Origin of the sequence: Acidovorax sp. 56 (assembly GCF_002749705.1) — a bacterium.
Classification (GTDB): Bacteria; Pseudomonadota; Gammaproteobacteria; order Burkholderiales; family Burkholderiaceae_C; genus Acidovorax.
Genome location: NZ_PEEV01000001.1, coordinates 4,054,699 through 4,074,240 on the forward strand (window position 1 = coordinate 4,054,699; position 19,542 = coordinate 4,074,240).

At 66.3% G+C, this 19,542-nt stretch carries 20 protein-coding genes; 6 read left to right on the forward strand and 14 right to left on the reverse strand.

All coding sequences use genetic code 11. The features are described from left to right. Positions 1 to 13: 13 nt before the first annotated feature. Complete coding sequence (locus tag CLU88_RS18005; protein WP_099657767.1) at positions 14 to 307, reverse strand: DUF2282 domain-containing protein; 294 nt, start codon at positions 305 to 307, stop codon at positions 14 to 16. Between the two features lie 200 nt (positions 308 to 507). Between CLU88_RS18005 and CLU88_RS18010 the strand changes: the two genes are divergently transcribed. Both CLU88_RS18010 and CLU88_RS18015 read left to right on the forward strand, forming a co-directional pair. Further along, positions 508 to 1,092, forward strand: a complete 585-nt coding sequence (locus CLU88_RS18010; RefSeq protein ID WP_099657768.1) for a sigma-70 family RNA polymerase sigma factor — start codon at positions 508 to 510, stop codon at positions 1,090 to 1,092. 60 nt (positions 1,093 to 1,152) lie between these two features. Beyond that, positions 1,153 to 1,794, forward strand: coding sequence for an NrsF family protein (locus tag CLU88_RS18015; protein ID WP_099657769.1), 642 nt, complete (start codon positions 1,153 to 1,155; stop codon positions 1,792 to 1,794). A gap of 142 nt (positions 1,795 to 1,936) precedes the next feature. Here CLU88_RS18015 and CLU88_RS18020 read toward each other — a convergent pair whose 3' ends face one another. Continuing rightward, the gene (locus CLU88_RS18020) at positions 1,937 to 2,389 is read right to left on the reverse strand and encodes a GNAT family N-acetyltransferase (RefSeq protein WP_099657770.1); all 453 of its coding nucleotides are present in this window, start codon (positions 2,387 to 2,389) and stop codon (positions 1,937 to 1,939) included. Further along, the gene (locus CLU88_RS18025; protein ID WP_099657771.1) at positions 2,386 to 3,684 is read right to left on the reverse strand and encodes a multifunctional CCA addition/repair protein; all 1,299 of its coding nucleotides are present in this window, start codon (positions 3,682 to 3,684) and stop codon (positions 2,386 to 2,388) included. Before CLU88_RS18025 ends, CLU88_RS18020 begins: the two co-directional genes overlap by 4 nt. A 40-nt stretch (positions 3,685 to 3,724) precedes the next feature. Between CLU88_RS18025 and CLU88_RS18030 the strand changes: the two genes are divergently transcribed. Both CLU88_RS18030 and CLU88_RS18035 read left to right on the forward strand, forming a co-directional pair. After that, entirely contained in the window at positions 3,725 to 4,624 is a 900-nt protein-coding gene (locus CLU88_RS18030; protein ID WP_143226046.1) for a hypothetical protein, read from the forward strand. A 35-nt stretch (positions 4,625 to 4,659) separates the two neighbouring features. Continuing rightward, positions 4,660 to 5,121 (forward strand): hypothetical protein, encoded by a 462-nt coding sequence (locus tag CLU88_RS18035; protein WP_099657773.1) that lies wholly within the window; start codon positions 4,660 to 4,662, stop codon positions 5,119 to 5,121. A gap of 14 nt (positions 5,122 to 5,135) precedes the next feature. Here the strand turns inward: CLU88_RS18035 and CLU88_RS18040 are convergent, their stop codons facing one another. The 3 genes from CLU88_RS18040 to CLU88_RS18050 all read right to left on the reverse strand — a co-directional run bounded on the left by CLU88_RS18040 (position 5,136) and on the right by CLU88_RS18050 (position 6,866). Then, positions 5,136 to 5,444 carry an NIPSNAP family protein gene (locus CLU88_RS18040; RefSeq protein ID WP_099657774.1) on the reverse strand — a complete coding sequence of 103 codons (309 nt, stop codon included), beginning with the start codon at positions 5,442 to 5,444 and terminating at the stop codon, positions 5,136 to 5,138. Between the two features lie 4 nt (positions 5,445 to 5,448). Continuing rightward, complete coding sequence (locus CLU88_RS18045; RefSeq protein ID WP_099657775.1) at positions 5,449 to 6,141, reverse strand: glutathione S-transferase family protein; 693 nt, start codon at positions 6,139 to 6,141, stop codon at positions 5,449 to 5,451. A 152-nt stretch (positions 6,142 to 6,293) separates the two neighbouring features. After that, a complete protein-coding gene (locus CLU88_RS18050; protein ID WP_099657776.1) occupies positions 6,294 to 6,866 on the reverse strand; it encodes a 5-formyltetrahydrofolate cyclo-ligase in 573 nt (190 codons plus the stop codon). A 14-nt stretch (positions 6,867 to 6,880) separates the two neighbouring features. Between CLU88_RS18050 and CLU88_RS18055 the strand changes: the two genes are divergently transcribed. Both CLU88_RS18055 and CLU88_RS18060 read left to right on the forward strand, forming a co-directional pair. After that, complete coding sequence (locus tag CLU88_RS18055) at positions 6,881 to 8,866, forward strand: lytic transglycosylase domain-containing protein (protein WP_099657777.1); 1,986 nt, start codon at positions 6,881 to 6,883, stop codon at positions 8,864 to 8,866. Positions 8,867 to 8,952: 86 nt separating this feature from the next. After that, positions 8,953 to 9,552, forward strand: coding sequence for a DUF4124 domain-containing protein (locus CLU88_RS18060; RefSeq protein WP_099657778.1), 600 nt, complete (start codon positions 8,953 to 8,955; stop codon positions 9,550 to 9,552). A 275-nt stretch (positions 9,553 to 9,827) separates the two neighbouring features. Here the strand turns inward: CLU88_RS18060 and CLU88_RS18065 are convergent, their stop codons facing one another. The 8 genes from CLU88_RS18065 to CLU88_RS18100 all read right to left on the reverse strand — a co-directional run bounded on the left by CLU88_RS18065 (position 9,828) and on the right by CLU88_RS18100 (position 19,359). Then, positions 9,828 to 10,769, reverse strand: a complete 942-nt coding sequence (locus CLU88_RS18065) for an MBL fold metallo-hydrolase (RefSeq protein ID WP_099658985.1) — start codon at positions 10,767 to 10,769, stop codon at positions 9,828 to 9,830. Positions 10,770 to 11,079: 310 nt separating this feature from the next. Further along, complete coding sequence (gene rbsD, locus CLU88_RS18070) at positions 11,080 to 11,469, reverse strand: D-ribose pyranase (RefSeq protein ID WP_099657779.1); 390 nt, start codon at positions 11,467 to 11,469, stop codon at positions 11,080 to 11,082. After that, on the reverse strand, positions 11,466 to 12,419 hold the full coding sequence (gene rbsK, locus CLU88_RS18075) for a ribokinase (RefSeq protein WP_099657780.1): 954 nt from the start codon (positions 12,417 to 12,419) through the stop codon (positions 11,466 to 11,468). The genes rbsD and rbsK overlap by 4 nt, the downstream gene beginning before the upstream one ends. A gap of 21 nt (positions 12,420 to 12,440) precedes the next feature. Continuing rightward, positions 12,441 to 13,451 (reverse strand): LacI family DNA-binding transcriptional regulator, encoded by a 1,011-nt coding sequence (locus CLU88_RS18080; protein WP_099657781.1) that lies wholly within the window; start codon positions 13,449 to 13,451, stop codon positions 12,441 to 12,443. Positions 13,452 to 13,470: 19 nt separating this feature from the next. Beyond that, complete coding sequence (locus tag CLU88_RS18085; RefSeq protein WP_099657782.1) at positions 13,471 to 14,469, reverse strand: ABC transporter permease; 999 nt, start codon at positions 14,467 to 14,469, stop codon at positions 13,471 to 13,473. Positions 14,470 to 14,542: 73 nt separating this feature from the next. After that, positions 14,543 to 16,195: a sugar ABC transporter ATP-binding protein gene (locus tag CLU88_RS18090; RefSeq protein WP_099658986.1), complete on the reverse strand. Its 1,653-nt coding sequence runs from the start codon at positions 16,193 to 16,195 to the stop codon at positions 14,543 to 14,545. Between the two features lie 73 nt (positions 16,196 to 16,268). Further along, the gene (locus tag CLU88_RS18095) at positions 16,269 to 17,222 is read right to left on the reverse strand and encodes a sugar ABC transporter substrate-binding protein (RefSeq protein WP_099657783.1); all 954 of its coding nucleotides are present in this window, start codon (positions 17,220 to 17,222) and stop codon (positions 16,269 to 16,271) included. A gap of 451 nt (positions 17,223 to 17,673) precedes the next feature. Continuing rightward, on the reverse strand, positions 17,674 to 19,359 hold the full coding sequence (locus CLU88_RS18100) for an AMP-binding protein (RefSeq protein WP_099657784.1): 1,686 nt from the start codon (positions 19,357 to 19,359) through the stop codon (positions 17,674 to 17,676). Positions 19,360 to 19,542 lie beyond the last annotated feature (183 nt).

Genomic DNA, 19,542 nt, shown 5'->3' on the forward strand with positions numbered 1-19,542 from the left:
GCGAGGGTGCTGGTCAGGACTTCATGGGCATGAGCGAGCCCATGCCCTTGGGCGTCTTGATGCTGGCGCAGGTGCCTGCAGGCACAAACTTCCAGGCGTTGGCCTGGTAGTCCACCTTGGAGGTGCCTGCACAGGTGGTGCCGGGGCCAGCGGCGCAGTCGTTCTTGCCGGCCATCGACACGCCGTAGCACTTCTCCATGGTGGGCTTGGCGCCATCCATCGGGGCTGCGGTGTTTTGGGCCAGGGCGGCGCCAGAGACCAGGGCGGTGAGGGCCAGTGCGCCCAGGGTGATGTTGCGAGATGTCATGGTGATGGCTCCTGAAGGTGGGTTGAAAAATCCAGACCGCTTTGGCCGATGCCGGACAGCATGTGGGCGTCGATCTGCGTTGTAATTCGCGCTGTGGCGGTGCCGGGTTACACCAGCGGCCACAAAAAACCGGAAGATATTTTTTCGACCTGCTGTAACCGGCGGGGCTGCGGCTGCGAATACCCCGTCATGGAGAACGCATGGAGATAGAAGAACAGCTTCGAACGCTGCTGCTGCTCGGGTTGGCGGCCGATGCGGCGGCGTACCAGCGGTTTTTGAAACAGCTGAGTGCGCACCTGCGGGCGTTTTTGCGCCGCCGCCTGGCCCAGCGCCCTGACGAGGTGGAGGACCTGGTGCAAGAAACCTTGCTGGCCATACACAACCAGCGCCACACCTACCGCCCCGAGATGCCGGTGACGGCCTGGGCGCACGCGATTGCGCGCTACAAGCTCATCGACTGGCTGCGCTCGCACCGCGTGAAAGAGGCGCTGAACGACCCGCTGGACGATGCCAGCGAGTTGTTTGCCAGCACCGACAGCGAGGCCGCACTGGCCAAGCGCGACCTGGGCCAATTGCTGCAGACGCTGCCCGACCGCCAGCGCCTGCCCATCGTGCACGTGAAGCTGGAGGGGTTGTCCGTGGTTGAAACCGCGCAGCTCACCGGCATGTCGGAGTCCGCAGTGAAAGTCGGCGTGCACCGGGGGCTCAAGGCCCTGGCCGCCAAGATTAGAAACATGGCTTACGCCAACCAGGGCACCAGCCCATCGTTGGGTGCCGCAGACTGACCGTCGCAGCGCCTGGCCAGCACGGGCACTCTGATTTGCACAAGTCCCAAGGGGAATGACATGAAGACCGATGAATGGATTGAGATGCTGGCCGCAGGTGCCGCCCCAGTGCCTGCGCACGCGCTGGAGCGGCGCTTTGGCAGCGCCGTGGCTGCGGGCCTGGGGGGGGGCGTGGTGTTGATGCTGCTGGTGTTTGGCCTGCGGCCCGACCTGGCGCAGACAGCGGCGCTGCCCATGTTCTGGGGCAAGCTGGCGTTTGCTGCGGCCCTGGCGGTGCCCGGTGTGTGGGCGCTGCAGCGCCTGGCGCGCCCCGGCGCGCGGTGGGTGGGCCTGGCGTGGACGTTGGCCTTGCCCGTGGCCCTGCTGTGGACCATGGCCGCCTGGGCCTTGCTGCAACAGGCCCCGGCAGACCGCTGGGCCCTGGTGCTGGGCAGCACCTGGCGCACCTGCCCGTTCAACATTGCGTTGCTGTCGGTGCCTGCGTTCATTGCCAGCTTTTGGGCCCTGCGCGGGGCCGCGCCTACGCAGCTGGCCTGGGCTGGCGCGGGGGCGGGCCTGCTGGCGGGGTCCTTGGGGGCGCTGGTGTATGCGCTGCACTGCCCCGAAATGGCCACGCCGTTTTTAGCGGTGTGGTACGTGGCGGGTATGGCCATGCCGACCGCGCTGGGCGCAGTGTTGGGGCCGCGTTTGCTGCGCTGGTAACCACGGGGCAGGGCGTTTAGAGCGGTTCACAAAACTCAGCAAAGCGGCCCTGGCTAAGGCTCTGGCTAAGCGTTTCGCCGCAGGCTTTACAGGCGCACGACAAGGCGAGACAACGACGCCAGGGGCGTTTGGTGAGTCGCTCTCAGCCCACCCGGCGGGTGTAGGCCCGAAACACCGTGTCCAGCTCCCAGCCCATGGCCTCGTACAGCGCCTGCGCCGCGTGGTTGGTGTGCGCCGTGGTCAGGTCCATGCGCACACGCCCTTGCCTGCGGGCATGGTCTTCGGCGGCCAGCAGCAGGAAGCGCCCAGCGCCCTGGCCCCGGGCCGAAGGCGCCACAAACAGGTCGTACAGCACATAGATGGGCGCGGCCTCCACCGAGCAAAAGCTGGGGTACAGCTGGCAAAAACCCACGGCGGCACCCGCGTCGTCCTGCGCGATCAGGATGACGGATTCGTTGCGCTCCAGGCGTTCATGGATGAAGCGCTGGGCGGCGGCCAGGTCGGCGGGCTGTTCGTAAAACTGGCGGTAGGCGTCAAACAGCGGTGCAATGGCCGGGGCGTCGGCCAGCGTGGCGGGGCGGATGTGCAGGCTCATGGCTGGGCAGGTGTTTCGGGGGCTTCTGATGTTGGGGTTGGTGGGGTCGGGGCTGGTGTGGCGCGCAGCCACTGCGCTACGGCTTCCACCCGGGCCTGGTGGATCCAATCGCCCACCTGGGGGCCGGTCACGCCTTTGGCTGCCGCCTTGGCCGCAATCTCGCGGGTAACGACGCTTTGCACGGCCGCCAGCACGGCCAGCAGGCGCGGGCGCTGCGGGTAGGCGGCTTCGTCAAAGCCCAGGCGGCCCCGGGCATCGCACTCGCAGGCCAGCAGCACTTCGGCAAAACGCCCGGGCTTGCGGATGGCGTCGCAGCGCTCGAGCAGGCGCACCAGCGGCCCGGCACCCAGGTCGCCGCTGCGGTGGATGTGGCCGTGTTCGCGCGCCACCACCTCGGCGGTCTCGCGGCAGTCCACGGGCACGCGCAGGCGCTCGGCCACGCCTTGCAGCAAGGTGGCGCTGCGCTCTTCGTGGCCGATGTGGCGCGGCAGAATGTCGGCGGGCGTGGTGCCTTTGCCCAGGTCGTGCGCCAGGCAGGCAAACCGCACCGTGAGCGGGGCGTTCAGCCGTGCGGCCATGTCCAGCACCATCATCAGGTGCACGCCCGTATCCACCTCGGGGTGGTGCAGCGGGGGCTGGGGCACGCCCCACAGGCAGGCCACTTCGGGCAGCAGCACCTGCAGTGCGCCGCATGCGCGCAGCACCTCGAACATGCGCGAGGGTTTTTCTTCCATCAGCCCCCGCGCCAGCTCTTGCCACACGCGCTCGGGAACCAAGTGGTCCACCTCGCCCTCGGCCACCATCTCACGCATCAGCTGCATCGTCTCGGGTGCTACGGTGAAGTCGGTGAAGCGTGCAGCAAAGCGCGCCACGCGCAGGATGCGCACCGGGTCTTCGCGAAAGGCATCGGTCACGTGGCGCAGCACCTTGGCCTGCAGGTCTTGCACGCCGTTGTAGGGATCAAATAGCTCGCTAGCGCTTGATGAATAAGCGCTGGAAGCTATTGAATTGATAGTAAGGTCGCGCCGCGACAGGTCTTCGGCCAGCGTCACGTCGGGCGAGCTTTGCACCACAAAGCCCCGGTAGCCGCGCCCGCTCTTGCGCTCGGTGCGTGCCAGGGCGTATTCCTCGCGCGTTTGGGGGTGCAGAAACACCGGAAAATCCCGCCCCACCGGCAGGTAGCCCAGCTCCAGCATCTGCTCGGGCGTGGCCCCCACCACCACCCAGTCGTGGTCATTCACCGGGCGGCCCAGCAGCTTGTCGCGGACGGCGCCGCCTACCATGTAGATTTGCATGGGGTGAGTTTAGAGGTGCCGGATTCACGGCCGTACATATATGGAATTTATCGATCAAACAGAACCTACATACGCAGAACCACAACGCCAAGTGCAGCGTTGGCTGGGGCGTTGCATGCTGTCGCTACAGCAATCAGAGCGGCTGTTGAAGGCGCTGCTGCATGAAGCTCACTTAACGGCGATCCACTCTGGGCGTGAGGGTGAAGGTGCTGCTGCGTTTGAAGTCAGCCGTGCGTTTGAAAAAAAGCAACTGGCATCGATGACTCTTGGTGGCCTAGTGAGCGCATTTTTTGATGGAATTGCCACGAATAGCGAAATGCCCGTTGGTAAACGGAAAGAGCAAGATTTGCCCGATGACCGCATCTCAATCAGAACCAGTCACCAATGGTCAATGTCGCCCGAGAGTTTGGAGGCTTTGCAGTCGTCGATGCGGGAAATGGTGTTACTGCGCAACGAATGGGTCCATCACCTTGTGGATCGTTTCGATCTCACGAGTCTTGACGGCTGTGCTCAGGCGCTTGAGAGCTTGCAAGCGGGTTACGAGAAAGCGGAGCGATTTCGCCTTGAACTCCAAGGCGTTGCCAAAGTTTGGATACAGGTGTCGGAATCTATGGCTGCGTTTTGTGCCAGTCCGCAGGGGAGTGCGCTCTTGTTCGGTGGCAAGGTTCCCTTGGAGGCAACCCCGCTGCTTAACGCTTTGCGCGATGCAGTTCAGGGCTCTGCAGCATGCGGTGGGGTGGACGGAGCAGTCTTGTTCCATGACGTGGTGGAGAAGCTGCATTCCTTACACCCCAATGAAAAGCCAGAGAACTATGGCTATGCAAGTTGGCAGCAGGTGATACACGAGTCCAGGGTGTTTGGTATGGTGAGGCACGATCCTGAGGGGCGCAAAATTGCGCCGCTGGTGCGACTAAAAAAAGGTCTTCATCAAAGCCGATGACTCGCCGTTGATCCACAACCTACCAAACGACCACCATGTCCCTAGCCTCCGACCTCACCATCGCCCAACTCAACCCCGACGGCAGCGTGCCCGTGCCTACGGCGTCTGACGCCGCAGCCAATGCCGCCGCCGAGGCCTTGCAGCGCGAGGCGCAGTTCGAGGCCCTGCAGGCCAAGGTCGAGGGGTTGCAAGAAATCCTGGCGAAGCCGCTGGCCGACATCCTGGCCGAGCACGACAAGTTCAAGGAGGTGGCGGCCGCGTGGGATTCGTTTGGCGCGATGTGGATGCTGTCGCAGCGCGCCATGCGCCGCGTGGCGATGGACCTGGCGGCCCCACAGGGCGTGAGCGAAGAAGAGGTGGTGGCCCGCGCCATGGCCTACGCCAACCAGGTGCTCAATGTCGAAGACGAAGACCTGGGCGGCAGCGTGGCCCCGGCGCAGCTCGCGCACATTGCGCGGCACAAGGCGTTTTTGCGCAAGCAGTTTCGCCAGCGCTGACCGCGCGTCCGCTGTCAGGCAAACACCGGCCTGAAAAAGCTCCGCTCGTAGCTCACGATGCAGCCTGTCTCTTCGGCGTACCGAAACGCCGCCTGGCAGTCTGCGTCTTGCATGGACCGCTCGCGGTACACCTCGTAGGCCGCGAGGCTGTCAAAGGTGAACAGGGCCAGCGCAATGTTGTTGGCGCCTTCGCTGGGCATGAAGTAGCCGTGGTGCTGGCCGCCGAATTTCTCGACCAGGGGAATCCACAGTTTGCCGTAGTGCTCAAACTCTTTCAGTTTGCTGGTGTTGAGCACGTAGCGCAGGTAAATGGTGACCGCCATGGGATCACTCCTGGCCAGAGTTCAGGCGGTAGGGTTCCTCGAAGTCCAGAAAGTCTTTCTCGGCCAGCGCGTCGATGATCCAGGCTTTCACGCCGGGCAGCTCGCGCACCCGTTGCACATAGGCGGCGATGGGGGCGGGCAGGGGCAGGGCGTAGGTGTGCAGGCGCATGCACACAGGGGCAAAGTAGGCATCGGCCACCGAGAACGCACCAAACAGCATGGGGCCGCCGTGTTCCTCCAGCAGCGCGCCCCACATGCCCACCAGGCGGGCCACATCGGCGCGCACGGCGGGCTGGTCGCGCCAGATCAGGGCGCCGGTGTCGGCCAGGTCGGCCTCGATGTTCATGGGGCAGTGGCTGCGCAGGGCGGTGAAGCCGCTGTGCATCTCGGCGCAGATGCTGCGGGCACGTGCGCGGGCCTTGGGTTGGGCGGGCCAGAGTTGCTTGTCGGCCCAGGTCTCGGCCACGTATTCGGCAATGGCCAGGGTGTCCCACACCACCAGGTCACCATCGACCAGCACGGGCACCTTGCCGGTGGGGCTCACGGGGCCCATGGTGCGCTTGAACTCTGAGTCGGCCTCGAAGCTGTCAAAGCGCACGCGCACTTCTTCAAAGACGATGCCCGCCTGCTTGAGCAGCACCCAGGGGCGCATGGACCAGGACGAGTAGTTCTTGTTGCCGATGTAGAGCTTGAGCATGGGGCACCTGCCGATGGAAATCAGGGAAAAGAAAGTCGGACCGCCATGCTAGCGGCAGTGGCGCGCGCCAGCGATGCGAAAAAGCGGCCTGAATGATGCGCAACGCGCATCACAGGCCATCGTGCTGTTCTGGGCGGGCCTGGGCGAGGGGGTCAGACCGGCCAGACCACGCCGTTGTCGTTCAGGATGGCATCGAGCGGCAGGTCAAACTCCTCGGGCTCGAAGTCGTCCAGGTAGCCGTTGGTGAAACCCAGGCCCACGGTGAAGGGCTTGGGCTGCAGTGTGGCCAGCGTGCGGTCGTAAAAGCCGCCGCCATAGCCCAGCCGGTAGCCACCCGGTGCGTAGCCCACACAGGGCACAAACAGCAGCGTGGGCACGATGACCTCGGTGTCCTTGGGTTTGGGGATGCCGTAGGCGTCCTCTTCCATGGGGCAGCCGGGGTACCAGGCGTGGAAGGTGAGCGTTTTGTGCTGCTTGTTGACCACCGGCAGGCCGATGCGGCGGCGCAGGGGCTCGTCCAGCAGCTCGCCGTCTTCCTTCCAGCGGTGCAGGGCGGGCAGGGGGTCAAACTCTCCCTTGATGGGCCAATAGGCGCCAATCACGGTGTCGGGCCGGTTCACCAGCCAAATGCGCATGACCTGCTGCAGCGCGTCGGCCCGTTGTAGGCGATCGGGCAGGTTGAGACGTTCTTCAATCAAGGCGCGCCGAAGGGCTGCTTTGTCCATCAGATAATTCCCCCATGCAATTGCTCAGAGCGATTTTGACACCCCTTGTGGCCGCCGCCGTGCTGGCCACCACTGCGCCCCTTGTCCAGGCGCAAAACCGTGGCGACGATACCCTGGTTGAAATGCAGCAAGCGTTTCGCAAAGGCGACCGCAAAAAGCTGGACCAGCTGCTGCCCAGCGCCCGGGGCCACGCGCTGGAGCCCTGGGCCGCCTACTGGGAGCTGAAGCTGCGCCTGGGCGAGGCGTCGCCCCAGGAGATCCAGGGCTTTTTGCAGAAATACGCTGGCACCTACCAGGAAGACCGGCTGCGCAACGACTGGCTGCTGCTGCTGGGCCAGCGCCGCGACTGGGCACAGTTTGCCGAGCAGCACCCCAGCTACCGCATGTCGGACGACAAGGAAGTGCGCTGCTACGCCCTGCTGATCGACACATTGAAGGGCACGGCCCCCGCCACGGCGGCCGATGAGGTGCGCCGCAACTGGTACGCCCAGCGCGACAACGACGACGGCTGCACCCACGCGGCGGGCGAGCTGTATGGCTACAAAAAGCTCACGGCCCAGGACGTGTGGCGCAAGGCCCGCCTGGCGGTGGAGGCCAACCGCGTGCGCGCAGCGCGCAGCGCCGTAGAAATCGTCTCGCCCGAATCCTCTGCCCAGGTCAAGGAACTGATGGACTCGGCTGCCAAGTACCTGCACAGCCGCGCCACGGCCCGTGGCAAGGCGCGCCAGGAGCTGGTGGCGCTGGCCCTCATCAAGCTGGCGCAGGGCGATGTGGACAACGCCGCAGCCCAGCTCGACAGCAAATGGGGCGTGCACCTGTCGCCCGAAGAGCGCAACTGGGTGTGGGGCGTGATTGGCAAGCAGGCCGCACAGCGCCTGTCGAACGACGCCATGACCTACTTTGGCAACGTGACCAAAGATGCCGACCTGAACGACGACCTGCTGGGCTGGAAGGTGCGCGCCGCCCTGCGCGCAGGCCAGTGGAAGGTGGTGCGCAAAGCCGTGGAGGCCATGAGCGACGAAGCCCGCAGCGACAGCACCTGGGTGTACTGGCGCGCCAAGGCTGTGCTGGCCGAAAAACCCAGCGAGGCTGAACGCACCGAAGCCCGCCAGTGGCTGCAGGGCATTGCCAGCACCCGGGGCTTTTACGAGCAGCTGGCGCTGGAAGAGCTGGGCCAGCGCGTGGCCGTGCCGCCCGCGCCCGCGCCCCTCACGGCCGAGGAAAAGGCTGCGGCCCGCGCCAACCCGGCGCTCAACCGCGCGCTCTACGCCATCATGCTGGGCCTGCGCAGCGAAGGCGTGCGCGAGTGGAACTACGCCACCAACCTGCACAACCCCGGCGGCATGGCCGAGCGCGATTTGCTGGCCGCTGCCGACTTTGCCTGCCAGCGCGAGGTGTGGGACCGCTGCATCAACACCAGCGAGCGCACCAAGACCGTCATCGACACCACGCAGCGCTTTCCCACGCCGTTTCGTGCCACTGTGGTGGAGCGCGCCCAGGGCATTGGCCTGGACCCGGCCTATGTGTACGGCCTGATCCGGCAGGAAAGCCGCTTTGTGATGGACGCCCGCTCGCACGTTGGGGCCTCGGGCCTGATGCAGGTGATGCCCGCGACGGCCCGCTGGACGGCCAAGAAGATTGGCCTCACCAACTTCACCCCCGACCAGATCTCTGACCGCGACACCAACATCACCATCGGCACGGCCTACCTCAAGCTGGCGCTGGACGACTTTGCAGGCTCCATGCCCATGGCCGCAGCCGCCTACAACGCAGGCCCCGGCCGTCCGCGCAACTGGCGCAACGGCCCCGTGCTGGACGCCGCCATCTGGGCCGAAAACGTGCCCTTTGCAGAAACGCGCGACTACGTGAAGAAGGTGCTGGCCAACACCACCAACTACGCAGCCATGCTCACCGGCCAGCCCCAGTCGCTGCGCAGCCGCCTGGGCACCGTGGGCCCGCGCGATGCGGCCGCCCCGGCGGTGAATACCGATCTGCCGTGAGCGGTGCAGGGTCTGCTATCAAAAAAGAAGCTGCTAGCGCTTGATAGGTAAGCGCTAGCGGCATATTTCATTCAAAAGAGGGTGCTATGGTGCAATGGAAGGCAGCGGCGATGGCCGCCATGGTGGTGTGGGCAGTGGGCGTGCAGGCGCAGCCGGTGTACAAGTGGGTGGATGCGAACGGCAAGACGCATTACGGCTCGCAGCCCCCGGCCAGCAAGGACGATGTGGAGCCCATGAAGCTGCAGAGCACCAATGGCACGACCACCGGCAGCGACACAGGATCGGGGGGCGCGGAGGGCCGCAAGAGCGCCTCGGGCAAGGGCGCCACCGAGTACAACGCCGACGGCACCAAGAAGGTTTCCAAGGACGTGCAGGAGTTTGGCGAGGGCCTTAAAAAGGCCCTGGGCACGGTCGACAAAAAGGAAGTGCCGATGAACTGCGCGGTGGCGGTGAGCAACATCCACTACCAGGCCGATCTGATGCTGGAGGTGGGCCAGAAGAACGTGCGCGACGGCTACATGACCCAGGCGGCTTTTGACGCCACGGCCCCGAAGATCAAGGAGGCCAAGGGCAAGTACAGCGTGGGCGATTGCCAGATTGCCAGCGGCAACAAGAAATCGTTCTACCAATGCATGTCCAGCAGCAACAACCACGTGACGGGATGCGATAGCCAGTTCAAACACTGAGCGATTGCATGGGACCTGACAGCTTGGCTGCAGGCCTGTGGGCACCGCCGTGTAGGTCGGGTTAGCGCAGCGTAACCCGACATCAACGCTGCGTGCCCTGTGGGCGTCGGGTGATGCCCTTGCGGGCTAACCCGACCTACGAGGTCTGGGCTCCACCGCAATGCGTTCAAAAATAGAAAGCCGTTCACGCTGAGCCTGTCGAAGCGCCGCGCAAGGCTTCGACAGGCTCAGCCCGAACGGTTTGGGGTTTGCCAAAAAAAGAAAGCGAATCCGTATCAGCCGTTGTGCAGCGCCTCGCCCTGGCGCACCGCTGCGCCCGAGCGTTCCAGGTCGGCCACCAGGCTGTGCAGCCAGGCGGCCTGCGGCTGGTCGGCAAAGTGGGTGCGGTGCAGCATGCCGAAGTAGGGCGTGCCCTCGGCCCACTGCTGCAGGGCGGGCACGGTGGTGTGCTGCAGTTCCAGCAGTTTGTACTTGAGCAGCACTTTGGCGGCATACAGCGCGTGCTTGCGCGGTGCGGCCGCAAAGCCCTGCAGCCGCTGGCGTGCGGCGGCAATGGCGCGCGGCGCATCGGTAAACACGGGGCCGTGGCCGGGGATGACGGTGCGCGGGGCCAGGCGCTCGATCACATCGAGCGTGGCGGCCACTTCGTCGAAAGCGGCGGTGCCTTCCAGCTCTGGAAAGACGACGCCAAAGCCGTTCTCCCACAGCGCGTCGGCCGAGATGAGCGTGGCGCTTTGCGGCTCAAACAGCACCACCGAATGCGGGTCGTGCCCCGGTGCGGCGTGCACTTGCCAGTCGCGCCCGGCCAGGCGCACGGTGGTGCCGGGCTGCAAGGCGGTGTCGGCCTTGAAGCGCGGGCAGTCCTGGCCCGTGGGGGTGTAGCTCAGGGCGTAGGCGTTCCATTGCGCCACCAGCGCCATTTGGCCGGGGGGGATGTGGGTGGCGGCACCGGGCCAGGCCGCCTGCAACGCGGCATTGCCACCACAGTGGTCGCTGTGCAGGTGGGTGTTGAGGATGCGCTGCAGCGGCTGCGCGCCCAGCACGCTTTGCACCAAGGCCACAGTCTGGTCGCTGTGGGTGCAGTAGCCGGTGTCCACCACGGCCGCGCCTTCGGGCCCGATGCACACCACGTTATTGGCCGAGAGCCAGCCGCGCTCCAGCACGGTGATGCCGGGAGGCAGGGATGCGGTCAACGGGGCGGTCGAGGGTGCGGGCATGGCGTGAGGGGCAGTGGCTGCGGCAGAGCCTGCAGCGTAGCGCACCGCACGGGCCCACAGCCTCTCCAAAACCCCGAGAGGGCCTGCGCAGGGGGCTGGGCACTGCCGCTGCCCGTTTGGGGCTTAGCCCGAGCGGTGGGGGTGTCGCTCTGGTGCTGGCAGTCGTGTAGGTCGGGTTAGCGCAGCGTAACCCGACGATAGTGCCGCGCTAGCCCCAGGGTGTCGGGTGATGCCCTTGCGGGCTAACCCGACCTACGGGGTCTGGGGGGCGGGCTTCGACAAGCTCAGCCCGAACGGGTGGCGTGCCCGATCAGAACGTGACGCCAGCCACCAGGATCACGTTGGCATAGGGTGTGCACTCGCCCGTGCGCACCACCACGCGGGCGCGCTCGGTCAGGCGCTTGAATTCATCGTGGCTGACGGTTTGCGGTGTGACGGGCAGCTGGCACCAGCTGGGCAGCAGGCCCTGGGCGCGCTCCACGGCTTCGGTGGCGATCACGGCTTTTTCCACCTGCAGCTCGGTCAGCACCACGCGCAGTACATCGGCCACGGCAGGGATGCCGGGCGTCATCGCCAGGTCGATGCGGCGCGGGCCGTTCGGGATGGGCAGGCCCACGTCGCCAATCACCAGCATGTCGCCATGGCCCATGGAGGCAATGGCGTGGGAGAGTTCGGCGTGCAGCAAGGCGGTGCGTTTCACAGGGGGCTCCAGTCAGGGGGCAGGGGGCTTTGCGCCACGGAGGCGCGGGTGGGGATGGAGGGTTGGGCGCCCGCCTGCGTCACGCACAGGGCCGAGGCGCGGATGCCTTCGCGCACCGCCAGGTCGAGCGATTGGCCCTCGGCCAGCGCCACGGTGAGGGCGCCCAAAAAGGTGTCGCCCGCCGCCGTGGTGTCCACCGCCTGCACCTTGCGGCCGGGGTGGTAGCGGCTGCCTTGGGCATCGGCCGCCACGGCACCGGCGGCGCCCAGCGTGACCACGACTTGCTGTGGGCCCTTGGCGCGCAGCGCCTGGGCCGCCTGCGCGGCCTGGGCCGGGGTTGCTACCGCAGTGCCTGCCAGCGCGGCGGCTTCCACTTCGTTGACCACCAGCACATCGACCAGCGGCAGCAGCGCATCGGGCAGGGGCTGGATGGGGGAGGGGTTGAACACCACACGCCTCCCGGCGCTGTGCGCGCACTGCGCGGCCGCCAGCACTTCGGGCATGGGGCTTTCCAACTGCATGACCAGTGCGCTGGCGCGGGTCAGCAGGGATTGCAGGGCCGGTGTGTCGAGCGTGAAGCGGGCATTGGCGCCGGGCACGACCACGATGCGGTTCTGGCCCGAGGCCTCCACCGTGATGGCGGCCAGCCCGGTGGGGGCTTCGGGGTCGGTGAGCACGGCGCTGTGGTCGATGCCATCGCGCTCCAGTTCAGCGCGCAGCGTGGCGCCGTGGGCGTCGTTGCCCACACGGCCCAGCAGGTGCACCTGCGCGCCCTGGCGGGCGCAGGCCACGGCCTGGTTGCCGCCTTTGCCGCCGGGCACGTAGTGAAGACCCTGGGCCAGGACGGTTTCGCCCGCGCCGGGGGCGTGCTGCACCTGCAGCACCAGGTCCATGTTCAGGCTGCCCAGCACGGCGATGCAGGGGAGGGGTGTGGAAGGGGACGTCGTCATGCGTTGGGAATTCTTTGTTATTTATTGGGGGCGGGGCGCGGTCGATGCGCGCACGCGCAGCTCGGGCTGCAGCATCACCTTGCGGGCGTCCTGGCGCTTGCCGTCGATGCGCTCGAGCAGCATGTCCACGGCCAGCGCGCCGATGCGCTGCTTGGGCTGGGCCACGGTGGTCAGCGGCGGGCTGGTGAAGGCGGTGAGTTCAATGTCGTCAAAGCCCACCATCGACAGGGCCTCGGGCAGGCGCAGGCCGCGCTCGTGCGCGGCGCACAGCGCGCCCATGGCCATCAGGTCGTTGCAGACGAACACGGCGGTGGGCGGCGTGGCCGCGCGCAGCAGTGCGTGCATGGCCTCGTAGCCACCCTGGCTGGTGAAGTTGCCGTGCCACAGCAGGCCGTCGCCCTGGCCCAGGCCTGCGCCAGCCAGGGCGCTGCGCCAGCCCGCAATGCGCTGCTCGCTGGGGGCCAGGCCCGTGGGGCCGCCAATGCAGGCAATGCGCTGGTGGCCCAGTTGCAGCAGGTGCTGCGTGGCCAGCAGGCCGCCTTGCATGTGGGCGGTTTCCACCAGGTCGCAGGGCTGCTCGGCAATCTCGATTTCGCGGTCCACCAGCACGGTGGGAATGCCCAGGCCCGCCAGCTGGTTGGGCAAGGTGGCGTCGTGCCCGGTGGAGACGACGATCAGTCCGTCAATGCGCCGCTCGGCCAGCACCTGCAAATAGGTGCCCTGGCGGTGGGCCTCGTCGTTGGTGTTGCACAGGATGAGGTTGTAGCCCGCGCCAAAGCAGCGGTCTTCCACCGCGTGCACGATTTCTGCAAAGTAGGGGTTGGAGCTGTTGGGGATCAGCATGCCCAGCGTGCGCGTGTTGTTGCTCTTGAGGCTGCGCGCAATGGCGCTGGGCACATAGCCCAGGGCGCGGATGGCGGTCTCTACGCGTGCTCGGCTTTCGGGGCTGACATGGCGGGTGCCATTGACCACGTGCGAGACGGTGGTGACCGATACGTCGGCGTGGCGGGCAACGTCCTTGATGGTGGCCATGGGCGGCTCCCGTGCGGGCTCAGGCCTTGGCCGCGCGGCGCTGGCGCAGCGTGTCCACGATCACGGCGGCCACGATCACGATGCCGGTGATGATGCGCTTGCTGGGCTCGCTGGCGCCCACCTGGGCCAGGCCTGCCTCCAGCACGGCAATGATGAGCACGCCAAACGCGGTGTTCACCACCGAGCCGCGCCCGCCCATCAGGCTGGTGCCGCCAATCACCACGGCGGCAATCACCTGCAGCTCCATGCCGGTGCCTGCGTTGGGGTCGGCGGCTTCCAGGCGGGCCGATTGCATCAGGCCCGCCAGCCCGGCCAGCAGCCCGGTCACAGCGAACACGATGATGCGGATGGGGCGCGGGTCCACGCCTGCCAGGCGCATGGCTTCCTCGTTGGTGCCAATGCCCACCACGCTGCGGCCAAACACGGTGCGCGACAGCACCAGTTGTGCCACCACCACCAGCACCACGGCCAGCAAGAAGGCGAACGAGATGCCGCCAAAGAACGGTGCCGACAGCCACGAGATCGCATCGCCCACGTACTGCGTGCGCGAGTCGGTCACCACGTAGGCGCTGCCGCGCACGGCTTCGAGCATGCCCAGCGAGACGATGAACGAGGGCAGGCGCCACGCCACCGAGATGGTGCCGGTGATGGTGCCGCACACCAGGCCGGTGGCCAGGGCCAGCGCCGCGGCGGCAGGCACCGTCCAGCCCCACTGCAGGATGGCGGCGGCCGAGGTGGCGGCGGCCAGCGCCATCACCGAGCCCACCGACAAATCGATGCCCGCGATGATGAGCACAAAGGTCATGCCCACGGCCATCACGGCCAGGGCCGGGATTTCGTTGGCAATGGTGATGAAGGTCTCGGCGCTCCAGAAGTATTCGGACAGCGACGAGAACAGCGCCACCATGCCCGCCAGCACGGCGATCAGCCCGAGGTAGGTGCCCAGCTGGCTGCGCCAGGCGGAGGGGGTGCGCGGTGCAGGGGCCGCTGCCGTAGGGGTGGAGGTGGGGGCGTTCATGCGAAGGGCTCGGTCAGGAAAAGGGTCAAAACAGGGCGGTGGAACAGGGCGGTGGTTGGGAGGTGCGTGGGGGCTATGCAGCCGCTGGTTGCTCGGCGGGCGCATGGCCTTGCTCCGAGAAGGCGGCGGCCAGCAGCGATTGCTGCGTCCACTCGCCGCGCTCGAACACGGCCACCATGCGGCCACCGCTCATCACGCCAATGCGGTCGGCCATGGCCATCAGCTCGCGCAGGTCGGACGACACCATCAGCAGGGCGCGGCCTTGGTCGGCCATGCGGTCCAGCTCGCTGTAAATCTCGGCGCGTGCGCCCACGTCCACGCCACGGGTGGGCTCGTCCAGCAGCAGCACCTTGCAGGGGCGGTGCAGCCAGCGGGCAAACACCACCTTTTGCTGGTTGCCGCCCGAGAGTTGGCCCACGGGCTGCTCACCGCCACGGCAGCGGATGCGCAGGGTCTGGATGAAGCCCTGCACCAGCCGGTTCTCCAGCCCACGCTGCAACCAGCCCCCGCGCGAGACGGCGCCCAGGTCGGACAGCGTGGCGTTGATCCGGATGGGCTGCGCCAGCAGCAGGCCTTGCGATTTGCGGTCTTCCGTTACCAGGCCCACCCCGGCGGCAATGGCCTGCAGCGGTGTGGCAAAACCCCGCGACAGGGTGCGCAGCACCGGGGGGCGAGAGGCGGATGAATTGGTTTTTGCTATTGAATTAATAGCTGCTTGCGCTTTATCTGTAAGCGCTGGAGGCTCTTTTTGCTCAATATTGTCGTGCAAGGTGATGCTGCCCCGATCGGCGCGGTCCGCACCAAACAGCAGGCGCAGAAGCTCGGTGCGGCCCGAGCCCACCAGCCCGGCAATGCCGAACACTTCCCCGGCGCGCAGCTCCAGGCTCACGTCCTGCACCGCAGTGCCCCGGCCAATGCCTTGCACGCCCATGACCACCGGGCCTGCGGTGCGGCGGGGGCGGTCTTCCAGGTCGTTGACCGAGCGGCCGACCATGCGTTGCACCAGCGCGTCTTCCGTCAGGCCTGCCATGGGCAGCACGTCCACCAGGCGGCCGTCGCGCAGCACGGCGGCGCGGTCGGCAATGCGGCGCAGCTCTTCGAGGCGGTGCGACACGTAAATGATGGCCACGCCGCGTGCGGTGAGGTGGGCGATCTGATCAAACAGGTAATTCGTCTCACGCGGGGTGAGCATGGCGGTGGGCTCGTCCAGCACCAGGATGCGCGTGTCGTCGTGCAGGTTGCGCGCAATCTCCACCATCTGCTGCTGGCCAATGCCCAGGGCCGACACGGGCGTGGCCGGGTCGATGTGGGTCAGGCCAATCTTGGCCAGCTGCTGGCTGGCGGCGGCGTGCAGTGCATCGCGGCGTAGCCACCCAGCGCGGTGGGGCAGGCGGCCCATGAGCAGGTTCTCGGCTACCGACAGGGTGGGGATCAGCCCCAGCTCTTGCATCACCATGCGCACGCCGTGCTGCTCGGCATCGCGGCGCGAGGTGGGGGTGTAGGTTTGCCCACCCAGGCGCATACCGCCCCGCGTGGCCGACTCCAGCCCGCAGATGATCTTGGACAGCGTGCTCTTGCCCGCGCCGTTCTCGCCCGTGAGGGCCAGCACCTCGCCCGCGTTCAGGGCCAGCGTCACGTTGTCGAGCACGGTGGCGGTGTAGTCCTTGCCCACGGCGTCGATGGACAGCAGGGGCGAAGGGGGCGTGGCGGAGGTGTGGGGCGTCATGGCGGGGGCAGTGCCTTCAAAAAACAAAAAAGGCGCGCGGCGGTCAGGCCACGCGCCTCAGACTGCGCGTGGGTTACTTGCTGTCTTTGGTCACCAGCACCACGTCGGTCTTCACGGCGGCAGGCAGTTGGGCCTGGGGCGTCTTGGCGGCCAGGGCCTTCTGGGCCAGCTCAATGCCGAACACGGCTTGCTTGGCGGCAAACTGGTCGGCTGTGGCCAGCACGCGGCCGTCGGCCAGCATGGGCTTGATGGCGGCGATGTTGTCGTAGCCCACTACTTGCACCTTGCCGGTCTTGCCAGCGGCCTTCACGGCGGCCACGATGCCCAGCGCCATGCTGTCGTTGCCCGCCAGCAGGGCCACCAGGTCAGGGTGCTCGCGCATCATGCCGGCGGCCACGGTGTTGCCCTTTTCGATTTCCCAGTTGCCGGACTGCACGCCCACCACGGTGATGCCTGCGGCCTTCATGGCGTCCTGGTAGCCCAGGGTGCGTTGCTGGGCATTGAAGGTGGTGGACACGCCTTCGATGATGCCGACCTTGTCGCCCGCCTTCAGCGTCTTGGCCAGGTGGTCGCCCGCCAGCTTGGCGCCCACGCGGTTGTCAGGGCCGACGAAGGGCACGGTGATGTTCTTCTCTTTGAGGGCGGCGGCGTCGAGCTGGTTGTCGATGTTCACCACGATGATGCCCTTGTCGATAGCGTTCTTCACCACGGGCACCAGGGCCTTGGAGTCGGCCGGGGCCAGCACGATGGCACTGACCTTTTGCGCCACGGCCTGCTCGATCATCTTGATCTGCGCGGCGGTGTCGGTTTCGTTCTTGATGCCGTTGGCGATCAGCGTGTACTCGCTGGCGTGGGCCTTTTGGTGGGCCTTGGCGCCGTCTTCCATGGTGCGGAAGAACTCATTGGCCAGCGACTTCATCACCAGGGCGATCTTGGGCTTGTCTTGCGCCCAGGCGGGGCTGGCCAGCAAGCCGCCCAAAACGGCGATGGCGGCAGCGGTTTGAACGGAACGGCGGGTGAACTGCATGGTGTCTCCAGTTGGGATTGGGGGGCTTCAAAGCGCCGAAAGGCGCCCACAAAAACGCTTCGGGCGACCCGCCAAAGCGATGCCGCGGCGCGAATCATAGCGAAAGCAAACGTTTGCGCAAACGTTTGCTTGCTGGGAGAAACCCTGAGGTTGCGTCAGGTAGTTGGACGGGAGAGGTTGGAAAACGGCTTTGCCACTATGCCGCGCAGGTAGGGCTAAGGAGGTGAGCATGCAGTGGACGTACCTGCATCAAACTCTGGATCCTCGATGCCGGGCATTGCCTGGGCATGAGGCGTGGCAGAGGGCGCGAAGCATTGGCATGCAAAAGCGCTGGAGGCAGGCGCGTTGCCTTATGCCAGAAACACCGCGCAAGGGCCGCCCCGCCGCGCTGGTGTTGTCCCCCTTCCCGAGCGCGAAGCGCGCAGAGAGAAGGGGGAAGCGGCAAAGCCGCTCAGGGGGATGTTCTCAATTCCCGCCGCAGGATCTTGCCGACGTTGCTCTTGGGCAGCTCGTCGCGGAACTCGATGTACTTGGGGCGCTTGTAGCCGGTGAGGTTCTCGTGGCAGAACGCCGCCACATCGTCCTCGGTCAGAGCTGGGTCGTTCTTGATGATGAACACCTTGATGGCCTCGCCCTGCTTCTCGTCGGGCACCCCAATGGCCGCGCACTCCACCACGCCGGGGCACAGGCTGATGACCTGTTCCAGCTCGTTGGGGAAGACGTTGAAGCCGCTCACCAAAATCATGTCCTTTTTGCGGTCGATGATGCGGGTGTAGCCCTGTGCGTCCATGATGCCGATGTCGCCCGTGCGCATGAAGCCGTCGGGGGTGAAGGCCTTGGCGTTCTCTTCAGGCTGGTTGTAGTAGCCGGTCATCACGTTGGGGCCACGGATGCAGATCTCGCCCGAGGCGCCCTGGGGCAGGCTGTTGCCCGCATCGTCCTTGATGGCAATGTCGATGCCCGGCAGGGGCAGGCCGATGGAGCCCGAGAACTCGGTATTGGTCACCGGGTTGTTGGTGCCGATGGCGCAGGTTTCGCTCATTCCCCAGCCTTCGATCATGGTGCTGCCCGTGACCTTCTGCCATTGCTTGGCCGTGCCCTCCGATGCCGCCATGCCCCCGGCCTGCGACACGCACAGGTGTGAAAAATCGAGCGCGCGGAACTGCGGGTTTTGCAGCAGCGCGTTGAACAAGGTGTTCACGGCGGGCAGCATGTGGAAGGGGCGCTTTTTCAGCTCGGCCACAAACTTGGGGATGTCGCGCGGGTTGGGGATGAGCGTGAGGCTGGAGCCCTGGCGGATGGCCAGCAGGCACAGCGTGAGCGCGAAGATGTGGTACAGCGGCAGCGCGGCAATGCTGTTGGCTTTGGTCACATCGCCAATCTTGGACAGCGCGGGGGTGAACCACGCCTCGGCCTGCAGTGTGGCGGCCACGATGTTGCGGTGCGTGAGCACGGCGCCCTTGGACAAGCCCGTGGTGCCGCCCGTGTACTGCAAAAAGGCAATCGAGTCGAGCGTGGCGGGGCTGGGGCTCAGGGTGCGGTGCTCGCCCAGGGCCAGCGCCTTTTTGAAGGTGACCACCTTGCGCCCGTTGGTCAGTGGCAGGTCATACGCGGGCACCATCTTGGCCAGGTGGCGCACGGCAAAGGTGATCCATTTGCCAAACCAGAAACCCAACAGGTCGCCCATCGAGGCCATCACCACATGCTGGATGCCGGTGTGGTCCACCACCTCGGCCAGGGTGTGGGCAAAGTTTTCGAGAATGACGATGGTGGTGGCGCCGGAGTCTTTGAGCTGGTGCTCCAGCTCGCGCGCGGTGTACAGCGGGTTGACGTTGACGCAGGTGTAGCCCGCGCGCAGCACGGCCGCCATGGTCACGCCAAACTGGGGAATGTTGGGCAGCATGATGGCCACGCGCGAGCCGGGCTGCAGCCCCAGCCCCTGCAGGTAGGCGCCCAGGGCGCCCGACAGGCGCTCGAGGTCGCCGTAGTTCATCCAGCGGTCCATGCAGACGGAGAACGGGCTGCTGGCGTGCTTGCGAAACGACTCTTCCAGCAGGTGGGCCACAGAGCGGTATTGCTCGGGTTGCACGTCGTGCGGTACGCCCGGGGGGTAGCTCTTGAGCCAGATCTTTTCCATGCGAATTCCTTGTGCTCGCCAATGAGGGCCTGAGGCGCAATGGCGGGTTTGGCGGGTTGATAAACCGAGTGGCCGCTGGGATAAACGGCTTGCATTCCCATTCTGGGAGCACGCGGGGCAGCGCGGTTATCGGGCTTGTCCTAGGGTGGATGCGTTCTACGTCTCGCAGGCGACAGAACCCGC